Source organism: Acinetobacter sp. FDAARGOS_558 (assembly GCF_003937785.1).
GTDB lineage: Bacteria > Pseudomonadota > Gammaproteobacteria > Pseudomonadales > Moraxellaceae > Acinetobacter > Acinetobacter baumannii.
Genome location: NZ_RKJH01000001.1, coordinates 776,966 through 796,736 on the forward strand (window position 1 = coordinate 776,966; position 19,771 = coordinate 796,736).

Annotated in this window: 16 protein-coding genes; 3 read left to right on the forward strand and 13 right to left on the reverse strand. The window is 37.8% G+C overall.

Going from position 1 to position 19,771, the window contains the following annotated elements:
• Positions 1 to 17 precede the first annotated feature (17 nt).
• Both EGT34_RS03760 and EGT34_RS03765 read right to left on the reverse strand, forming a co-directional pair.
• Positions 18 to 671: a hypothetical protein gene (locus EGT34_RS03760; RefSeq protein ID WP_000863712.1), complete on the reverse strand. Its 654-nt coding sequence runs from the start codon at positions 669 to 671 to the stop codon at positions 18 to 20.
• Positions 671 to 2,206, reverse strand: a complete 1,536-nt coding sequence (locus tag EGT34_RS03765; RefSeq protein ID WP_000098518.1) for a hypothetical protein — start codon at positions 2,204 to 2,206, stop codon at positions 671 to 673. The genes EGT34_RS03760 and EGT34_RS03765 overlap by 1 nt, the downstream gene beginning before the upstream one ends.
• A gap of 158 nt (positions 2,207 to 2,364) precedes the next feature.
• Here EGT34_RS03765 and EGT34_RS03770 point away from each other — a divergent pair, with 158 nt between their 5' ends.
• On the forward strand, positions 2,365 to 2,559 hold the full coding sequence (locus tag EGT34_RS03770; protein WP_000852569.1) for a hypothetical protein: 195 nt from the start codon (positions 2,365 to 2,367) through the stop codon (positions 2,557 to 2,559).
• Positions 2,560 to 2,611: 52 nt separating this feature from the next.
• On the opposite strand, the gene EGT34_RS03775 is transcribed toward EGT34_RS03770, so the two are convergent.
• The 8 genes from EGT34_RS03775 to EGT34_RS03810 all read right to left on the reverse strand — a co-directional run bounded on the left by EGT34_RS03775 (position 2,612) and on the right by EGT34_RS03810 (position 16,628).
• Entirely contained in the window at positions 2,612 to 3,274 is a 663-nt protein-coding gene (locus tag EGT34_RS03775) for a hypothetical protein (RefSeq protein WP_000012464.1), read from the reverse strand.
• Positions 3,274 to 3,594 carry a hypothetical protein gene (locus EGT34_RS03780; RefSeq protein ID WP_001135547.1) on the reverse strand — a complete coding sequence of 107 codons (321 nt, stop codon included), beginning with the start codon at positions 3,592 to 3,594 and terminating at the stop codon, positions 3,274 to 3,276. The genes EGT34_RS03775 and EGT34_RS03780 overlap by 1 nt, the downstream gene beginning before the upstream one ends.
• A gap of 44 nt (positions 3,595 to 3,638) precedes the next feature.
• On the reverse strand, positions 3,639 to 13,997 hold the full coding sequence (locus tag EGT34_RS03785) for an interleukin-like EMT inducer domain-containing protein (RefSeq protein WP_031979477.1): 10,359 nt from the start codon (positions 13,995 to 13,997) through the stop codon (positions 3,639 to 3,641).
• Positions 13,998 to 14,006: 9 nt separating this feature from the next.
• Positions 14,007 to 14,900, reverse strand: a complete 894-nt coding sequence (locus tag EGT34_RS03790) for a hypothetical protein (protein ID WP_001167472.1) — start codon at positions 14,898 to 14,900, stop codon at positions 14,007 to 14,009.
• Entirely contained in the window at positions 14,900 to 15,349 is a 450-nt protein-coding gene (locus EGT34_RS03795) for a hypothetical protein (protein ID WP_001240946.1), read from the reverse strand. The genes EGT34_RS03790 and EGT34_RS03795 overlap by 1 nt, the downstream gene beginning before the upstream one ends.
• Positions 15,349 to 15,996, reverse strand: a complete 648-nt coding sequence (locus EGT34_RS03800; protein WP_001187718.1) for a hypothetical protein — start codon at positions 15,994 to 15,996, stop codon at positions 15,349 to 15,351. Before EGT34_RS03800 ends, EGT34_RS03795 begins: the two co-directional genes overlap by 1 nt.
• A gap of 127 nt (positions 15,997 to 16,123) precedes the next feature.
• Positions 16,124 to 16,390, reverse strand: coding sequence for a type II toxin-antitoxin system RelE family toxin (locus EGT34_RS03805; protein WP_000119669.1), 267 nt, complete (start codon positions 16,388 to 16,390; stop codon positions 16,124 to 16,126).
• Positions 16,353 to 16,628, reverse strand: coding sequence for a type II toxin-antitoxin system Phd/YefM family antitoxin (locus tag EGT34_RS03810; protein WP_001015563.1), 276 nt, complete (start codon positions 16,626 to 16,628; stop codon positions 16,353 to 16,355). Before EGT34_RS03810 ends, EGT34_RS03805 begins: the two co-directional genes overlap by 38 nt.
• A 199-nt stretch (positions 16,629 to 16,827) precedes the next feature.
• Between EGT34_RS03810 and EGT34_RS21220 the strand changes: the two genes are divergently transcribed.
• Positions 16,828 to 17,007, forward strand: a complete 180-nt coding sequence (locus EGT34_RS21220; protein WP_254977142.1) for a phage antirepressor N-terminal domain-containing protein — start codon at positions 16,828 to 16,830, stop codon at positions 17,005 to 17,007.
• Positions 17,008 to 17,173: 166 nt separating this feature from the next.
• Here the strand turns inward: EGT34_RS21220 and EGT34_RS03820 are convergent, their stop codons facing one another.
• Positions 17,174 to 17,425: a hypothetical protein gene (locus EGT34_RS03820; protein ID WP_000229653.1), complete on the reverse strand. Its 252-nt coding sequence runs from the start codon at positions 17,423 to 17,425 to the stop codon at positions 17,174 to 17,176.
• A gap of 240 nt (positions 17,426 to 17,665) precedes the next feature.
• Here EGT34_RS03820 and EGT34_RS03825 point away from each other — a divergent pair, with 240 nt between their 5' ends.
• On the forward strand, positions 17,666 to 18,562 hold the full coding sequence (locus tag EGT34_RS03825) for a phage antirepressor N-terminal domain-containing protein (protein ID WP_000210195.1): 897 nt from the start codon (positions 17,666 to 17,668) through the stop codon (positions 18,560 to 18,562).
• An 85-nt stretch (positions 18,563 to 18,647) separates the two neighbouring features.
• Here EGT34_RS03825 and EGT34_RS03830 read toward each other — a convergent pair whose 3' ends face one another.
• Both EGT34_RS03830 and EGT34_RS03835 read right to left on the reverse strand, forming a co-directional pair.
• The gene (locus EGT34_RS03830) at positions 18,648 to 18,926 is read right to left on the reverse strand and encodes a hypothetical protein (protein ID WP_001098598.1); all 279 of its coding nucleotides are present in this window, start codon (positions 18,924 to 18,926) and stop codon (positions 18,648 to 18,650) included.
• A gap of 62 nt (positions 18,927 to 18,988) precedes the next feature.
• Positions 18,989 to 19,756: a hypothetical protein gene (locus tag EGT34_RS03835; RefSeq protein ID WP_001067774.1), complete on the reverse strand. Its 768-nt coding sequence runs from the start codon at positions 19,754 to 19,756 to the stop codon at positions 18,989 to 18,991.
• Between the last annotated feature and the right edge of the window lie 15 nt (positions 19,757 to 19,771).

Consider the following 19,771-nt stretch of genomic DNA (forward strand, 5'->3'; position numbering starts at 1 on the left):
CCAATGAGTTCCATAGCTTATTTTAAGTTGGGAAACATTTTGATGAAATTTAAAGTAACAATGGCATGTGCTTTATTAGAGGCATCAAGGGGCAAATTGCCTGCTTGAAGTGAAACTAGATGCTCAATTTCAAATTGGTTTTGATTTCTTGCAGCTTTATCAAAAGCATATATTTTTAATCTCATTAAGTATTCAATTGGTGGCGGCTGAGTACCATCCTTATTAAACATTATTTCTTTTATAGCTTTAGCACTATTCGCAATAGCTGCTTCTTTAGTCTCAATAAATGAAATGCTCAACTCATTTGAAGCATTACCAGTTACATGGTTGAGTTGAAAATGCCCCACATGCACTGCATCGGTTTGGGCATCTAGTAGTGATACATCTACATTATTGGCTAACCAAGCAACTTTGTTTGAATGATCAAAAATTGGAATATTTGCTTGAGCAATTTTACTGTTTGCACGGTACGGGCGAATTTCAATTCCAAAATGGGCCGCTGAAAGTGTCCCTAATGCGTAAAGTTCCTGATAATGTGAAACAGCTCGATCAACAGTTAGACCAGACCACAAGACAGGATTCTTAGCAAAACGTTCTTTAAACGGATTTAAAACGTTTCCAAAACTGTTATTTATAGTTTTATTCTGCGTTTCGTATTCAAAGAAAGCCATTATTCTTCATCCTCTGGAAATTTACGGCTCTTAGCAATACTTTCAGCTAATGTTAATGCTTCCTCATATTTCATACCTGTATCGCGCTCAAGAATGTACGCCATAATATCTACATCTAAATTTGATTCTTTCAATGATGCGATTACTTGTGTTTTAAGTAATGTTGTATTCATTCTTGATTGAGCATTGTTGATTTCTTCTGTAGCTGCTGCAGTTTGGTTTGAATAGTATTCAACTTGCCAAGGGTAATCTTCAGGCTCAAATTGTTCGTTGTAAGCAAACCCCCAATCCAAATGAAGAATTTGATTAATCCCTTCGGAAGCTGCTGTTCGAATGTCTTGTGACCTACGCATGATTTGTGCAGAGGTATGGAATGCTCCACCTTCTCCAATACCACCAGTTAACATATCAGCCCAACCGACCATGCTTGGATCTAGACCAATTCCGCCCATCAGCAAACGGACATTAATCATGAACTGTTCAATATTAATAGGTGAGCTTCGTTGATTCTTGATATCACCTACTGGATTTAGAACTTGTTTTTCATCAAATACCGGAAGCATGTGAAAAGCAGTATTCCAGACTGCTTCACCACCTGATAAAGCATCACGGACATAAGCCTCATGATTTTTAAGCAAACCTTCTAAACCACGGATATAGGCTTGACGTTGTGCTGGCGGCATTCCTGACATATTTACTGTCAAGAACATCTGATTTACGGTATCTGCGATTTGCTGGCTATTCATAGATGCCAAAGCAAGGATTACATCATCATAAATATCTTCAATCTCATAAAGAAATGAGCCGCCTAAATGCGCGGGTAAGATTGGTAGCTCATCTGGATCATCACCCTCCAACATTTTCGTGACAAGACCAGTTTCAACAAGCTCATATTGAGCAATATTGCTCATACGGGGCATTTTGAAACGTACCATTTGGATAGTATTCAGTTTGGTAATAGTTTTTTGCCAATTGCGAGGATCTAAACAAAAAAAGGCGACAGTCTTACTGCCTTGTTCGAAAGGCTGTATTAATGGCGGATATGTATACTCATTACAAACGAGGTCAATTACACCTTTATCTTTTTTCCCATAAATACGTGCATAGGAATCACCGAAAGAAATAGCATCTCGGGCAAGTTTGCTTAAATACTTATTGATAAGCTTTTCCATCTTTACACGGCGCTCATCTAGTTGTTTTTTTAGTTTTTCAGCTGCTGGTCCATTCGCCTTTTTTAACCGTTCTGCGGGCGTAATAAAGACTTGTTGGCCGCTATAAGAATCTCCGCCTAAGGCTGCAGAAACATGAATCCCCATACCCTCTGCGATAGGTGCAAAGCGTAACATTCTCTCCCATTTAGTAAGAATTTCTTTTCGAGTACGCTTCTTATTGGCTTTGGTTTGGTTAGTCCCAAGTGAAAACGGAGCCATAGTTTCATATAGCTGCGCTGTTGCATCCTGATTAGACGTATCGAATTGCTGATCATATGAATTAACATTTTCACCGAGTAACAACGATAAGAACCGAGAAGACATAACTAAGCCAAAATACCTAAATAATTAAGTATTTTGATGACTAATAATTTTTAACTTTTAGATGGGTTCCAAAGTTAATTGGAACCGTACAGATTCCATTAATTAACTGCATGCAATTCTATCTGAACAAATTTCTTATCTAATTAGAGGAAAAGCTCATGGCCGAAGTTAAAGTATTTAATGCTCTGGATATTGAATTAGCTCAAAAAACTCAAGACATCGTCAATGCTCAACGTTTTAACAACCGTCCTGCTTTCAAAACATTAAATCTAGGCTGGGATTTAGAGACTGGGTCGGTAGCAGTAAATTACACATTTGTAGAAGAACCACAAAGTACTGATCAACCTGCATAACATTCTTTAATAAGAAAGCCCCAAAAAGGGGCTTTCTTAATATCTAATAACCTTATGATGCAAAAGAGGTAATATGAACAGGAAGAGTGCCATTAGGCCCTAAATTTTCAATAATCCTTGAAGAGATATCATTTAATTTAGCAGCAGCCGCAAACTGTAATTGTAACTGACCGTTAGAGTACCTACCAAATAAGCCCCCTCTATTTAAGTTATTCATAGGTCCCGGTCTAAACCACGAAGGTAAAGTATTTAATAAGATACCTACATTAGAACCAATGCTCAGCGTAATACCGTTTAATAAATTATCTGCTGTTAATTGATATGTTTGCACAATCCTTGGAACATTTTTAGCAGATATAGCAGACCAGATTAAATTACCTTGCTCATCATATACATCTAAATAACCAGAGATTTTAGTGTAGTCATAACTTAAAAATGAAATATTATTGTTATGCACACTATGCCAATATTTCCCACAAAACTCTGTTCCTTCAGATAGGTTTAAAATATAAAGAGTCTCTTTTGGTAAATCATTACGAAAAGAAGGATATACCAAACTAGGGGTTTGAATAAAACTAGGTGCCCAACCAGAAGATGCACCTATTGAACTAGGTGTACCACCATCTAACACTTGTACAGAATTTACACCTAAATGTCTGTAAGTGTCGCTAACAATAATTTCACCTTTATCATTACTTACTTCAAAGCCAGACATTATCCATACCTATAAATATCAACAGTAAGAAGGGCCAAACCAGATAATGCACTCACTCTTACTACATTAGGTGTATAAATAGACGCAAAAGGCCCACCATGGTAAGCAAGTGTAGGGTATTGCTGAGTCATATTACCTAAGCAGTTTTCTCTAACAATTGCTATATGAGTTTCAGATGTAATACCGTCATAAACATAATCCTTATAATACTCATTAGAACCTAAAGAGATTTCAAAAGTATGTATTAAGTGCATTTGACGATCTGTAACATCAACAACAATCTTCCCAGTTTCATCAAAACATTGTAAGCCTTGTGGCATATTGTCCTCCCAATATAAAGGGCTAGATAACTAGCCCTTCTTCACTACCACAGCCCTAATTTAACCCTGACAACATTATTATCGTCGTAAACCGTAATTAAACTGCCGCTTAAAACCATTCTTGCACCATTGGGGTTAGCCGGATCCTTGTAGGTAGTTAAGGTCCCCAACTCACCAGCAATCGCGCTCAATTTATCGACATTAAACAGTTCAGCTGTTAAAGACTTCGCTTTGAAGTTTGCAGCTGTCAAATTCTTAATAAATACATCACTGTTCATCACAACTTGATTGTCTTGGATTATGAACGGCATATATTTAGTAGAAGAAGAACCAGTTGTGAAGAAAATTCTATCCGCTTGAAAACCTATAGAACTGAGCACAGTTCCATTCGTTTGCTCGCTGACCATAGACATTCCAGAGAACACACCATTATTATCCATTCCCATTACGTACTTACCTTTCACACCATCGATCAAATCAGCTTGTGATTTAAGCTTGATAGCATTTTGGCCGTAAACAGAAACCAAAGTTTGTAATGCACCAGCATATGCTCCCACATCAGTTGTATATGTGGTTTTGAAATTTTCAAAATCAGCAATGTTGTCAGCATCTTCAATATCTATAAAGTCTAGATCCACTTCACCAGCTTTACCGGAATAGTTACCAATGAATACTGGTGTAAAGAAAGCAGCTTTATTAGCAAATGTTTTAGGGCTTAGTAGAGTGCCAGCACCTGCACTTGCACCAGCAGATCGCCCCTTAAAATAAGCAGTACCGGTTATCCAAGTTCCCAACGCTGGTGCGGTACCTGCGACTAAATAGTGACTTGAACCGATATCATTGATTTCAGAGTTATCTTGAGCAATATATTTTGTTTTATTGGCGTTTTGACAGGTCGCACCAACATAAACAACTCCGGTACCACTTACACGGCGGAATCTATACTTAACTCGGTAATATTTATTGTCATCGATAGGCAAAGATGTGAACCAATTTAACCAGGCTTCATCATTACCTACGTTATTACCAATTCTTAATGCATATCCTCCACGACAAGTTGCATCGGCTACTAAACTAAGTTCAGGCTTATTTCCACTTGGAGTTTTTACTAACCAATCTTTTTGCCATGTTTCTAGTACTGATGCCATGATCTTTTGACCATTTGCAGAATACAGTGCAGACATTCTTTCTGTTGAAGATGCGATTGCTTCATTCGTCTTGGTAGACGTCATGTAATCACGCTCTAATGTCGCTTTTGTAGTAGAAGCTATATCCTTGGCAGTATCAGCTATTTCTTTAGCCTTCTCCGATATTGAACGTACTAATGCTTGTCGTGCATTGTGAACGTTAGCAAAGTTTGTAATGAACTGGTTTCGGTCAATCGTACTAGTTACATTCATATTTGCGAATAAAGATGCCAAATATGTATTTAAAGTACTGAATGCCGTGGCATAAGCAGCAGAAGATATACCATAAGTGACTGCCTCAGCTCGCAAGCTTGCATCAGTTTGATAAAGTGTATCCCAAACCAACTTCGCCTGTTTTTTCTCAACTGGTGTGAGTTTATTATCAGCAGCAATATCACTTAACTGAGCCATTGGAACATCCACTTTGGCTTGTGAACCTGCAGTGGTTTCCATCATTGAAGTCACTGTAAACGGCGTAACTGACTTATAAACTGATAAATCTGTTTCAATGGCCGCCGTCCAGCCATCTTTAAAGTAATCTGGCGGATTTGTATGAGTAATAGTGGCCGACTCAACTGTAATTGCTGGGTAAGACCAAGCATCTTTTTTGGTAATTAAGATGCACACCTTATTATTGCTATCTAAAGCTAAAGCTAGACCTTTAGTCGTAGCATTACTTTCATCTAAAGTGATACCAAAAGAACGAGAGGTCATATTCGAATAAAATGGCACTGTTGACGTATATGCATAGAATGCCAAATCCAGATCGAAAATATTATCTTCTTTGTTATTGTAGTTATAACCAGAAATTTTAACCTTGGTCATGTACGCACCAACTGTAATTGGTGTCTTAATAACCAATGTACCCGAAGTCGTGATCGGTTGACGCCAAGTTAAAGGCTTAACGAAAATTTTACCCGCACCTGAACTCAATGGCTGCACACTCATAGCATTGGTATATTCAGAAGTGATTTTCTGTGATGATGCTGCAATTGCACGCTCAACATTAGTATTTGTTATATCTGCATTCAAAATATAAGCGCCGTTCTTACTGTCTAATTTTGAAGACATCTCTGTAAGTTTGGCCGCCCAAGTTTCTTTGAAGTTGGTTAATGTTGAAATAGAGTCTGTGGCTGAAGAAACAAAATCTTGTAACGTCGGATCAGCTGAAGCGTAATCAGTAACATCATATTGTTCAATTTGAGCTAAGGTCCAAACTAACGGTGCAGTAGCTGTTGGTGTAGCCCCACCCGCTACATAAACATGTCCTGCGTTTGAAAAAGTTCCTACCGCACCGCATTTAATCATTCGGATATATGTTTCGAATTTGCCTGTACCCTCAGTACTGCCAATGAATCGATCAATTGCACCTGTCCCCATTGAGTTACCAGCATTAACTAACTTATATCCAATTGGTAGTTTGATTAGATATTTAATGACAAATACAGCATTTGCACGGCCATAAACGAGTTGAACAAATCCACCCCATGTTGGGCTGGCAGCACCAATGGTTTTAATTTCAATTTCATAGGTTGATGTAGTTGGGTTATCAGCACTTTTCGCGACACGAGTAACTGTCACGTTCCCATTGCCGGCATTGTTATAGACAGATACACCATTGTTACCTTTTTTGAAATTTACGTCTCCCTGCAACAATTTTCCATTAGTAATCATCATCGCCAGCATTGTTGTGTTTTCTAATGCGGAACCAAGATTATTTGTACTTGTTTGAAGCTGAGAAATTTCAGTATTTCTAAGTGTAGCTAGATCCTTTGATGTTTGGTCAGCTGTAGCTTTTGTTGTTTTTACTACAGAAGATAAACCACCAGGTATAGTTGCATCATATTGTTGGATTTGCTGAGCTATAACTCCCTTATTAACATCAGCCTTGATAAAAGTATCTTCAACAAATTGAGCATTTTGTTTAAGAGAGGATCTAAAACCACCTTTAAAGTTTGGCGCTGAATTACCCCGGCTAATAAACATATTAGTGATAGTAATAATTCCTCCCGAAGGAGCATTATCAAATCGTAAGCCCAATGGAATAGCGTCATAAGCTGTGGCTTTTAAATCTGATGGGAAAATACCTGTTAGTTCTATTTCACCACTTGCAGCAACAGTAAAAGCTGGTAATCCCACACCATATGTAGCACCATGAAATTGAATAAGACATGTAGCTCCGACTAAACCAGCTGTCGCCGTATATTTGATTCTTGCAACAATCGGATCACCTTTATCAATTGGAATTTCCTTGTGTTTATATTGCAGTTCCCAAACAGCTACAGTTCGGTTTGTACCAGTAGAAATACTTAAATTTTTAGTATCATCACCAAGTAAAATCCAGTTCTCTTCTGAGTAACGTAAAGTATCAAGTTGTGCTTTAAAAACTTTGATTTCCTCAGCAAATACTTCTTTCGCATCAGATCTTGTAATTTTTTCTTGAAGAATTTGTGCGTGGTTTTCTAAAACCTTTTGTAAGTTTCCACTATTGTTTGCCAGACCAATCGGGATACCACTAACTACTTGGACTGCAAGCATGATTTGCTTAGCCCCATTTGGTCCAGTATCTGGTGTTGCATGCAATTCTATACCACGACCTGAACCAATCCCCTTCTGACCAACTAAAATGTATGCATCCCGACCCGTTATTTGATCAAGTGTGAATGGATTGGCACCTAATGAAATTAGTGCATTCTTAACTGGTGCTAGGTTTACCCCAATACTGTCGTAGTTTGTAACGATAACAAAGGTGTCATTTGGAATCGCAGCAATAGCGTTACTCATTGCCGTAGCATTTGCTACAGCTGCATAAGTATCATATCTAGTTGAAGAAGCAATAGAACCATCAGCTGCTAAAACATGTACTGAAAAACCACGAGCTGAAGCTACTGATTTGATTTCACCCTTTAAGTTTTTAATCCCTGTGAAAAAGCCATTCCAGCCACATGAATAAACACGGTAATTGAAAACTTGACCAAGGTCCTGATTTAATTGTTTATAACTTGATTCCAAGTTATTAATAGACTGTGTGGTGTTCTGTTGATTATCACTAATAGTTGAATTAATTTCCTGAAACTTACCATCTACAGCAGTTTTATTATTGTCTACAGTAGATTTTAAAGTCGCATAATTCTCTGCAAGTGAAGTAATCTTCTCACCGTTTTTTTGAACATCCGCTTTAGTACCCTCAATTGCAGAAGCATTAGCTTCAAGATCCTTAATTAGTTCACGAGGATTTTTTCTAAAACCAGTGGCTAACTCACCTTTTTCAAGTTGCACTTCTCTAATTAAAAAGTCAGGAGCAAAACCTACTTGCGAATATAAAATTAAGTTAATATGCTGTAAATTAATAATATTTGTATCAAAGGTATAAGTACATAATGTTTCTTTATCAGTCGAAATGTTATTCCATGTAGTACCAATTTGGTTGTTACTACCTGATGAATCTCGACGGTGTATAATTAATAAAATTTGAGTCTGTGCAGCTGTCAACGACATTGCTTTAAATGACAATGTGTACTTCTGATTCATCTCTAAACCATCTGCCAATGTCAGAGTTTCAATAAACCCTTTAAAGTATGTAGTTGTATTAGTAGATTTAAAGTGCCCCCAAGTAGCACCTTTTGAATCTTTATAAACTTCAAGTAGATTACCTGCCACAGCAGAATTTTGACGCCAATTTAAGGTGCCTAAAGGGCTTGAGAAATCACCATTTTTAATAATATTATCACCACCACTAGTTGAAATAGCGGCTTTGATTATTTTACTTTCCTCTGCAATCGCTTGATTAGTCTCAGTTTTTGTATAACGAGTACTATCAAGAGTTGCTGAACTGTTAGTCCATAGATCACCAAATTTTTGACGAAATTTAGCTTCAAGGGTTTCAGTTGCAGAAGTTATTGCTTGAGCAGTATCTGCTTTAGAAGAGTAATCCTTAATTAGAGTTGAAGTACTTACCTTATCATTTAACGCTTTATTATTACCCTCAAAAACTTCTACCCAATGCACTGTAGTAGTGGCATTAGCATTTGCTGACGAATTTGGAAAACAAGCAAAATTAACAACCGTTGAGTCTGTTCTAGCAATTGTAGTTAAGGTAAATTCGAAAATGTCTTTACTAGCTGAAAAAATAGGCGCATCTGCATTAAATACATTAGCTCCGCCAATATATATACGCAAATTGGCTGCATTGTTCCCTCCATTATCAAAGGTAACTTTTGCTCTGACGGTAACAGTAATACCAGGTGCATTTAAACTTTTTGCTAAGGGATATGATATTTGTACATAACCACCCGTTTTGCTTTTTTCGACATTCCCCCCGACCACAATGTTGTCAAAAGCCTTTCCACCGATACTTGTTTTCAAAGCTTCGGTTGTAGTTGATATTGCGCTATCAACATCAGATTTAGTCATCCGGTCTGAAATTTGTTTAGCCTGTGCTGCCAAACCATTTACAGGATCATTAATTGTTGATTCTAAGTTTTGAGTTTTTTTAGCTAAAGCAGTACTTTCAGTAACATACGTTTGTTTAAATTCATTTAAATTTGCTGATACTTGATCGAATGCTGCATTGAAGTCGTAAGGACTTGCAATCCAATTATCTGTAGTTATGAATTCACCTTTAACCAATACAGCCCAATAAACCGTACCTACACTGTTCTTATCTACAGTTGGTTTGTTTAGCATGTAGAAGTGGACTTCTTTTGCTGTTCCAGCTGAAGTCTTTGTAAAGGTGATTTTGCTGATTACTTTACCTGTTGTGTTGATAACCTGCTGTAAAAACTGACTTCCGCCACCAGCATAAACAGCTAAATTTGAATTTGTGTCACCAGCACCTCGTGTATGCTCAGCACACCACAAGAGCGTATATTTTGCGCCTACTTCCCAGTCTTCACCAAGTTTATAGCGTAGATGAGGATAAGAAACGCCATTGTAAGTTCCTACCACATTAGAGTTAATCAACAAGTTCGTACCAGCTGGGGCCGACTTGTTAAGATTTGCAGATAAAGTATTAGCCTGTTCTGTAACAGCTTTAATCAGTCCAGCTTGTTCAGATACTTGAGAATTTGTGGTTTGTAATGCTTCAGTTGAGGCTTTTTTACTTAATTCAGTATTGGTTATTGTTAGATCATTTCTAAGTTTTGAAATATCTAAACTTTGAGACGATAAAGTATCGCCATGCTTCTTCACTTCAGCTTGAGTAACTTTAATCGCTTCCGCATTAGCATTTAATGAACTTTGAGTATCCCGTGGGCTTTGGCTCCACGCTGTAGCTTTATTACCAGCTTCGATCTGTAATTTTTGAATTGTAGGAATTCGACCTGTGCCATATGTACCATAAAACTCAATAGTCGATTCAGTTGTGCTACCAGTGTGTAATTTAGGAAACACAGTAACTTCAAATTTTTGAAATTCACTTGCTTTGGTGACTGTTACGGATGTTGTGAAGAAATGAGCGGATCCATTAGATGAATATACTTGTACAGTTCCAGCAACCGGTACACTCACTTCAAAAGAAATCGTAACCGGCTTATCTAAATTTTCGTCATAAAAAGCTTTCAACTCTTTGCTACGTTCATACATTAAGTATTCACGGCTTGTTGCTGCTGTGGATGTTCGAGGCGCTTCTGAATTAGCTACGGCGTTTACACCACCAATCTTAATGTTATTCACTGCAGCTGTAATATCAGTCGCCACACGCCCCATGGCGCTATCAAGATCACTCTTTGTAGCTGTTTTCAATAATGCTTGAGCGTTGCTCTGAATACCTGTTTCAGCATTCTGCATTCTTGATTCAAGCTTACTGGTCCTTTCAGCTTCAGCTTCTGTTCTGTTAGTTGCTGTTTTGAATAAATCATTTGCCGTTGCTGTTGCATCATTAGCAGAAGCTAAAGAGTTGTTATCTTCAACAATAATGTAATTAAGCTGACAAATTCCTGTCTGGAAATTGTAGTTTGCAATAAACATTGGGGCATAATATTCAGCTTGTGCTGGGAAAGTACGTGGATTATCAATTGTCCCTAAACCAGTTGCCGCCCCAGTAGACTTACCTTTCATGTATAGAACTACTTCTTGCCACTCACCTAAATTAGGCTTAACGGCCGACAATAAGTAGTTAGAAGATCCCATATCACCTGCAAGGGAGTTTGTAGTCGTTACGTATTTACTTTGGTCTGCATTTTTACATGCAACCCCAAGGTAAATAGTTCCAGATTCCCCAGCTACACGGCGGAAGCGAGCACGTACCCGATAAAGCGTATCTGGATTAATCTTTACAAACTCATTCCAGTGAACCCATGCCTCATCATTACCGGCATTATTCCCAAGCTCAAGAATATAGCCACCAAATGCATCAGCATCTTGAATTACTTTCGCTTCACCCGTGGTTCGCCAACGTGTCCAGTCATCAATTCCTTTTGACGTTACAACAGCACGTACACCCGACGTTACTTGCGTTTGTGACTTTAAGCTTAAAAGATTTTGAGAAAGTGCTTCGGTAGCTTTTACCGCCGTTGTACCTGTTTGCTGCGCCTCTGCTGCATTATCGAAAGCTAGTTTAGCAATGTCATCAGTAGTTTTAAGTGATGATGAAAGGCCATTTATTCTTGTATTTGTATTACTTTCTAGGGTTGAAACACTTTTTTGAACATCAGTAATTTGTCCTTGTACCTTTAAATTTTCTTTAGAGATACTTGTATCAAGTTCACTAAATTTTGAAGTAGTAGACTGTTCAAATTCGGCGAGCGACTCAGTAACTTCTAGAATATTTGCATTAGATTTCCGATCAGCCTCTTCTAGAGCTGCTTTCGTTTGGTCGATGCGTAAAGATAAGGCTTTATCACCATCAGAAACTGATTGAGCAATTGTTGCTAAATCTGACGTTGTTTTAGTTTTATTCGAATTATAGTCGGTTTTTAGTTCTTCAAGTTTTTTTGCTTCTGAAACAAGCTTTTCATCAACAAGTTTTACAGATGATTCAACCTTTTCGATATATGAAGCATTTCCAGTAATTTGATCACGCCATGCTTTTGGAATGGTGTCATTAAGTGCTGTAATGTCCCAGATTTCATAATCAGCAAGGATTACATCCACTGGGTTTGCTGTGCTTGGTAAAGGTGGATTAGTGCCAGCAATAACACGGAAATGCCCATGGATAGCTGCTGGCGCATCATAGCCACACTGAACAACAGAGTAATAAACCTCAAACTTACCTGTTCCTTCCTTATTCCCAAGTACACGTAAATAACCACCCGTACCTGTAGCATTGCCAACTGGTAATAAATAAGTGCCCTTAGGCATTTTAATAATTTGTTTTATTAAAAACGTTTTATTAGGAGCAGCAACAAGAGTTGGAACAGTCGGATACCAGCCACCACCTAGAGAAGCAGTGGATCTTAATAGCATCTCATGGGTACTATTTACTGGGTTATCAGTAGATTTAGCTTGTCTAGTAAACGTTGAACCTGAAGGTACAACATATGCGCTTAACCCCCCATTCCCTGATAGAAATGTAGGATCGTCACGTAAAGGCTTACCAAGTGATTGCATTCGCGCTAACTCAGTAGCATTTAACAAGCTTGCATTAGTGGTATCTAAACTTGCTTGAATTTGATCAGTCTTTTCAGCAACAGATTTACCAAGATCAACTACTGTACGTTCAACATTATTAATTGCCGCTTTGTTATCACCAATTTGAGACTGGGCAGTACTAATTTGTTCAGTAAAAGCTCTATCTTGAGCAGCAAGGGTTTTTATTTCTTCTGAAATTAGGGCATTTGATTTACCCAATTCAGTTTGCATTTCAGCAAACTTAAGCTCAAAACTTTTTGTTAATGCCTCTTTATCATTTGCACGTGCTTCAGCTTCAGCTAGAAAACCCGAATCGACTTTCTTATCAAGGTCAACATACTGGGCTGCAACTTGATCAACTTTTTTAACTGCAGCTTCAGTTTGGTTAACAATAGGTTCAATTTTTTGATTGATGAGTGTATTAGTTTCTTCACCTAATGCTAATTTAGCATCATCAATCATTTGACCAGCTTTTACTAAGTTTTGATCAATGTCTTGTTTTAAGGCGGCTTTAGTTTGATCAATAGCAATTAGAGTATCAGCAGCTTGTTTTTTACGGTCTAGAACTTCTTGATCAGCTACTTTTTTTGCATTTTCTGCGACTAACCTAATTTCATCTGCATCACTTCTTACATCAGCGATGATTGAATCTGTTTCTCTTTTAATAAATCCGATTTTATCATCGAGTTCTTTTTCAGCACGAATCGCACGTTGCTGAGCATCTGCAACCAGCGCTTCATTCGCCTGAATAGACTGATCAATACGTTGATTGGCTTCATCTAAACGAATATTAGCATCACTTACATGCTGCTCAACAATCTGTTTAGTATCAATAATTTCTTGATCAATATAAGCTCTTACTTCATCAACCTTACTTTGCGCAATTTGACCAACTTCTTTTACTTGATCATGTATTTTTTGCACTTCTTCATCGATGTGATTAATACCTTCTTCCAGCAATTTATAGGCATCAGAATCTTTAATATTTTCTATTAATTCTTCTACTTCCTTTATTTTTTCATCAATCTCTTGGCTTACTTGATCTTTATTTTCATCAATTTTTTCGCCTTGTTCTTTTAACTCTTCCTTTAAACTTTCTAATTTATCAAGAGCGTCTTTAAATGCTCCCTCAATAGCTTTAGGGTCAATAGGCACACCTGCAACCGTAAGCGTTGTGCCAACGGCCATACTACCTGCTACAGCACTATTGCCCGCAACTGAAGTATTACCCACTACAGTGCTATTTCCCGTTAATGTGCTATTACCAGTTTGTTGAGTATTAGCTTGTACATTCATTAACGGCGTTTTGATTGAAACGGTTGTGCCAGAATCTACTTTTAAATTTTCTTTAGAGATAAATTCAATATTGTCTTGTCGAATACGGCGCACCCCTACAATCGCGCCGTCTCCGTGACTGACATAACTATGGATTACTGGACGTTCTTCATTACCATTTTCAAAGAAGACATAGACGTCTTCCCCATCCACAATTTGAATTTCTGTATCTAAATCACTATCGCCGACTGGATAGGCAAAAGTTGCTGTAATTCCTTCACTCGCGCCATCAGTTAAACCATGAATGTGTACTTGTGCAGTACGACCTTTTGCGTTGTAACTTAAAATCTTTGCACGTTTTAAACCATTCATATATTTGACCTACAAATTAGCAATCCAGAACTTTGATGAAGTCCCCATTGATCCCCCGATTGCGCCTGTATCTATATGATGTGCAGCAGTTAAAACGACATACTTCTTACTATCTATTTCGAATATATCGCCTGCATTCCAGTTCAAATTTAGTGGTCTAATAATGGTCCCACGCATGATCAAAACTTTTTCCAAGTTTTTGACTTGTCGGGCATCTAAACCAGCTCTTTGCGTCACAGTGTGGCCTGGGGTTATTGAGTCATCACCAACAACCGTTGAACCGTTATTCTCAACTGTGACAAAAGATGATTTTTGCATCAGTTCCAAAGGTTTACTGGATATCCAAACGACACTGCTAGGATCTAGTTTTGTGATAGGTTCCTTTTTGAAGAAAGAATCAATTTTTTGAGCAGACACTTTATTATTTTGAAAGCAAATTACAGCTGCTTCTTGTTGCAGATAATGAGCCAAGCGCTGTGTAGGCATACTACCCTTTAAACAAACAAATTTAGGCAAAGGTAAATCACTGCCCAGACTGATCGTTGCACCACAAGCTCGAATTATTGAATTAAAAGAAGTTTCATTACTAATAATTGCTTGCTTTGAATATTCGATAAGTCTTTTACAACCAGCCAAAATACCAATACATGAGATGCCACCTACTCGCCGATCTTGTTTAACAGTCTGAGTTTTTAGAGGGGTAACTTTGATAAGTTCGAAAGGATGAGATATGTCATTAACAGTAAGTTGCTCCCCTTCTTTTAAAAGGGAGTCTAATTCAGTAGTAGATTGAACTGTGAACTCAATGGATGCGGGAATAGGTACGAGATCAGTTCTTAAAGTTGCACTAATCAGCTCAGATGCTGGAATAATTTTACCCGCAGATACAATGGTGATTTGCATTAACGGTTCCCCAAGTTAAAATTAAAACTCATTGGGGCCATACAAAATGCAAGTTTAGGCAAAGCGTCTTTCTTTTCATTATAGTTCTGTTGAGCTTCTGATACAGATAGCCCATAACTTTCGACTCCGAGCCCACGAGTAGCTTCAACTAATCTAGCTTGCAAAAGATCACAGTGAGCTTTTACTAAAGGTTGGATAATTACGTACTCATCACCGCTAAGTACGATAGTTTCATTCAGTTCAATACTCGTGGTAGCTTTAGTTTGACAATCTAAAACAGCCCATCCGGCATAATATTTTGCCTCATCTAAAAATGCTTTCACGATATCATCAAGCAAAATTGAATAGCCCGATAATTGATATTCTTTATAGAGTTCTTCTGAAAGTTGCTGGATAGAACCAGCAACTACAGCATAACCTTCAGATTCAGGTAATAACTTCATAGCCATTACCCAAATAGATTGCCCAGTTGACGACCAACGCCTTGCACAGCATTTGCAAGATTAGTTGCTTGTTGAGCAGTATTGATCACTTGCTGAACTCGATTAACAAGCTCAGCTGTACCATCAATTTCTTTTTTACCCGGCTGAATACTGCCGTTGGTACCAATGTTTGCGAAGCTACCAAAGTAGTTATAGTCGATTGGGCAAGAGACAGTCATTACTTGAGATCGGCTATCTGAATCATACTCAGCTGACTCAAAGCGAATAGCACAGTTTTCAAGTGCATATGAGCGTGTAAAACTTCCTAATCGGCCATCGTAATAATCACCATGGATGATTCCACCACTAGCTACGACATATTCAGCTAATAATTGATCATGCCCTGCTTCAGTTACTAGGATTTGAAGGTTGCCTGTGTAATGGGTTTTCGGAGGACCAGCAACAATTCCAGTAAATCCACCCGCATATTGAACTTCTGCTGGATCTTCATTACTCACAATTGGCCGTGGGCAACTTTTAAATAAGAAGCGAAGGTCTTCCATGCCACGAGGAACAAACATCCCCTGACACGCTAATAATGGTGAACCAAGTTGCTGTAGAGCAATGGAATCTTGTTTAAGCTGATTTAGTAAAATCGGATTAGATTGTTGCATAATTTTGATGCTCAAAATGCAGATTTATGCAACAAGATTAATGATGTTTTTGCTATTGGTTTTTAATCAGTTCCATTTTAGAAAACTGACTTTATATTAATAAAAAAACCCGCAAAAGCGGGCTATATCACATCTGTTTATAGATAACATCTCGCCTATCTATATCAAGAACAAGAACTACGACTACATCATCCTTGACTTGATATAAAAGGCGGTATCCTGCTGATTTCAGTTTAATCTTATATAGATCAACTGATCCTCTCAGCTTATTCTTCGGTATCTTAGGGTTATCTAGGATTGCTTCCAGCTTACGAATAAACTGCTCAGCGATTTGTGGGTTAAGTTTGTCAAACTTTTTAAGAGCTGTTTTTGAGAACTCTAGCTCGTAACTCATTAATAGATACCTTCACAGTTTCGTCAGTATCAACTTGCTCGGCTAGTTTAATTAGTTCCTGATCTTCAATTAGATCCATCATGCGTTCATACATTGCTGCCGGAACACAGTAGAATTCTGGATTATTTCTATTCAGAATAGCTACTGCTTCGCCAAAAGCATTTTGTACAACTGCTGTAGGATTCTTTTTTAATTCAGAAACACTAGCCACAAATCGACTATGGATTATGTGGTTCATGACGTTTCTCATTTGATGTGTCCTACATCAATTTGTAGCCAATTGATTAGAACCGTCCTCAGAAAGTTAAGTTTGCTACAGGGTTAACTCAATATAAACAATTTGAAGATCTGTTTCAAGACCTGTTTAACAACCACTTAATAGGTCTTAATAAAAAAGCCACCCTAAAAGGTAGCTTTTTAAATCAGCTTTTTATCCAATATTTGGTGGTACTCGCAGAACCTGTACTGAAGGTACACCCCGATACACACCCATGAAGCATATCGTTGATGGCATTGGCTTAGATTGGGCTTCTCAGTTTGTTAAGTTAAAACAAATAGTTAATCAAGTTGTTATGATTTTCATAATAACTGATTTTCTTGTAATGTGCCTAAAATAGAAAGGATCTGATTCAGTACTGGGCAACTTTGTTCTAGCTGTATTTACTGCCGGTGCATAAGCTAAAGCTTTGGACATAATAATGACCCTATTCATTGAATAAAGCCATTATTTACAATGAGGAAAGCTTAGAAGTTAGTTAGTTCCAACTCCACAAGAAAAATATTTTAGTTTTCGATATCTTTATCATCACATTCAAGCCAAAAGACATCTTCAAACTTCTCGCATACACCAGCTTTTTTTAGTTCGGTGTAAATGAGTAAGGCACGATAAACACTGATGTGTTTTCCTGCTTCTGCATCTTTTATATACCTATTAAGCACATGATTATTTGATATAAATCCGCATTGTTTAGCTAATTGATAAACTGTCATACCAGCTTGCTCTCGCAAAGTTGCGACATTGTTTTTTTCAACCATCACGATATACCAAAAAATATTTAGTTCAGTGTATCACAAGAACAATTGCTATTAAATATAATTTTATTAATACTCGCAATTGCTATTAAATATAATTTTATTAATACTCGCAATTGCTATTATATTTAATAGTTGTTATATTTAACTCATCAGGACAGGATATGGTCTTGATAAAAAGAACCCCTTGTACCGATCAAAGTAAACAAGGGGTTATATCCAATCTCTAAGAGGAAATTAGACATGACTACTTTAACTCAAATCACCGTACCTTTCCACAATGCTGAGTTGTACTTGGTGGAACATGATGGTCAGCCATATACACCCATGAAGCCTATTGTTGAGGGTATGGGGTTAGCTTGGCAGTCTCAATTAGCAAAACTGAATGCCAATCCTCAACGATGGGGTATAACGAAAATCGTTATACCTACTCTTGGCGACTTACAGGAAATGGTTTGTCTACCACTAAGAAAACTTCTTGCTTGGCTCACCACCATCAGTCCTAACAAAGTAAAACCTGAACTTCGTGACACTGTCATCATGTACCAAAACGAATGTGATGATGTCTTATGGAATTACTGGACAAAAGGCCAAGTAATCAATCATAGAAAAGCTATCTCACCTGAACAACAGCATGCTTTACATGCAATCGTCGATCGTCGTGCAGGAAAAGATCGAAGTTTAAGAGCCTCTATGTGGATACGTCATAATCGCCACTTTGGAATTGCTAAATATAGCCAATTGCTTTCAATCCATTTTGATGATGCGAAGCAGTATCTTGAGACAATACCACTTCATGAGCTAGGCCCAACCGAAACAGATACACTTAAACGTTTAGAAAACTTTGTAGATAATCTCGCTACACGGTATCCAGCATTAGAAAATCCGCTAGCTTATGAAATAGCACAGCATGTAGGTGAGAAGCTAAAGTATCAATCTCCCAAAGGTCCGAAAAACTTCTGGATTTCGATTCAGGAAAACGGCGCTCTTTCAGTACAGCAATATTCTCTACACCACACGCCCATTAATGTCGTGCAACTACGCGAAAAGTTTAATGGGCTATGGGAGTTTCTTCATAAGGATGAAGTACTTGAGCTTGGCAAAGTATTAAAACGCTTTCCTTTTGAACCTGTGAACTGAAAGGGCATATCATTAAATTAAGACGTTCCTACTGGAACTCCCCTTATATTAAAGCCAGCTATACAGCTGGCTTTCTTTTTAGAACTTATCCAATATTTGGAGGTACTCGCAGAACCTGTAATGAAGGTACACCCCGATCTAGCGCATCTTGGACACAACGATAATCAGGATTATTTGGTTCATAACCAAGTTCACCACGGATATTACCCTTATGTATTGTCATCGGTGCATCAAAACGCCCACGCATAAAACGACCAATAATAATTGTGTCAGTTAATGATTGATTGGTCTTTGTTTCTGTTTTATCAGTTTTTTTCTGATATTGAATACCAGGCGCTTCACCTATGATTTGAGTTGTATTCATGAGTATTTCCTTAATTAAATGGATTATAGGTAAAGCCAAAAAATGACCTTACCTATGAGTAATTAGTAAATACCTAAGCGTTTACCTTTTTTGAATGAACGTAAACGCTTGTTGATTGCATTCGCAGTAAAAGCATGAAGTCTAGCTTTTTTCATTCCAGCTTTTTGTGCTGAAGTTAAACGGACCTTTTGACCAGGTAATCGTTTATTCACAACGGTTTTGACACCTTGACGAATAGCCAGCACACCACGGTAGTGAATTTTTCGCCCATTTACTTTCCGTTGGCTAAATGCTCCATTTCGAGCTTTAATTTTTTTAGCCATTGAATCGAAACCTTCTTCAGTTTCATCTGCTTCACCGAAAATAAACTCACGAACCAGTTCTTCAAGTTCAGGGCCTTCGTCTGGCATATTAGCAAGAACTGTATTGGCTGCTGCTTCTAACGCCACATCAGCAACTTCTGTATCATCACTAAAGATCTCTTCAATATCAGAAGCGTCAACGCCAAATGTTAAGAAAGCATCGGAAAGTGACGCCATCAAAGCGTTTTCATAGATACCTTCTTCATCATCTGCACCATCTAATGCATCGACAATTAATGCGTCTAAATGATCAACGCCCAGTTCACCTTCTTCAAGCTTACCTTCACTGATTGTATCTACCGTATCGGATAGAATGTTCAGAGCAATTTGTCGTACTTGTTCAATCACAGATTGCTGTTCTCGATCAGTACTTGAAACCTCACTTACAACGGTAGAAATATTCTCCGCTGCTGAATCAAAAGCACGTAAAGTTAATGGTTTTTCAGTAGTGGGTCCGAATGGATTCATCTTGATAGATCCTTA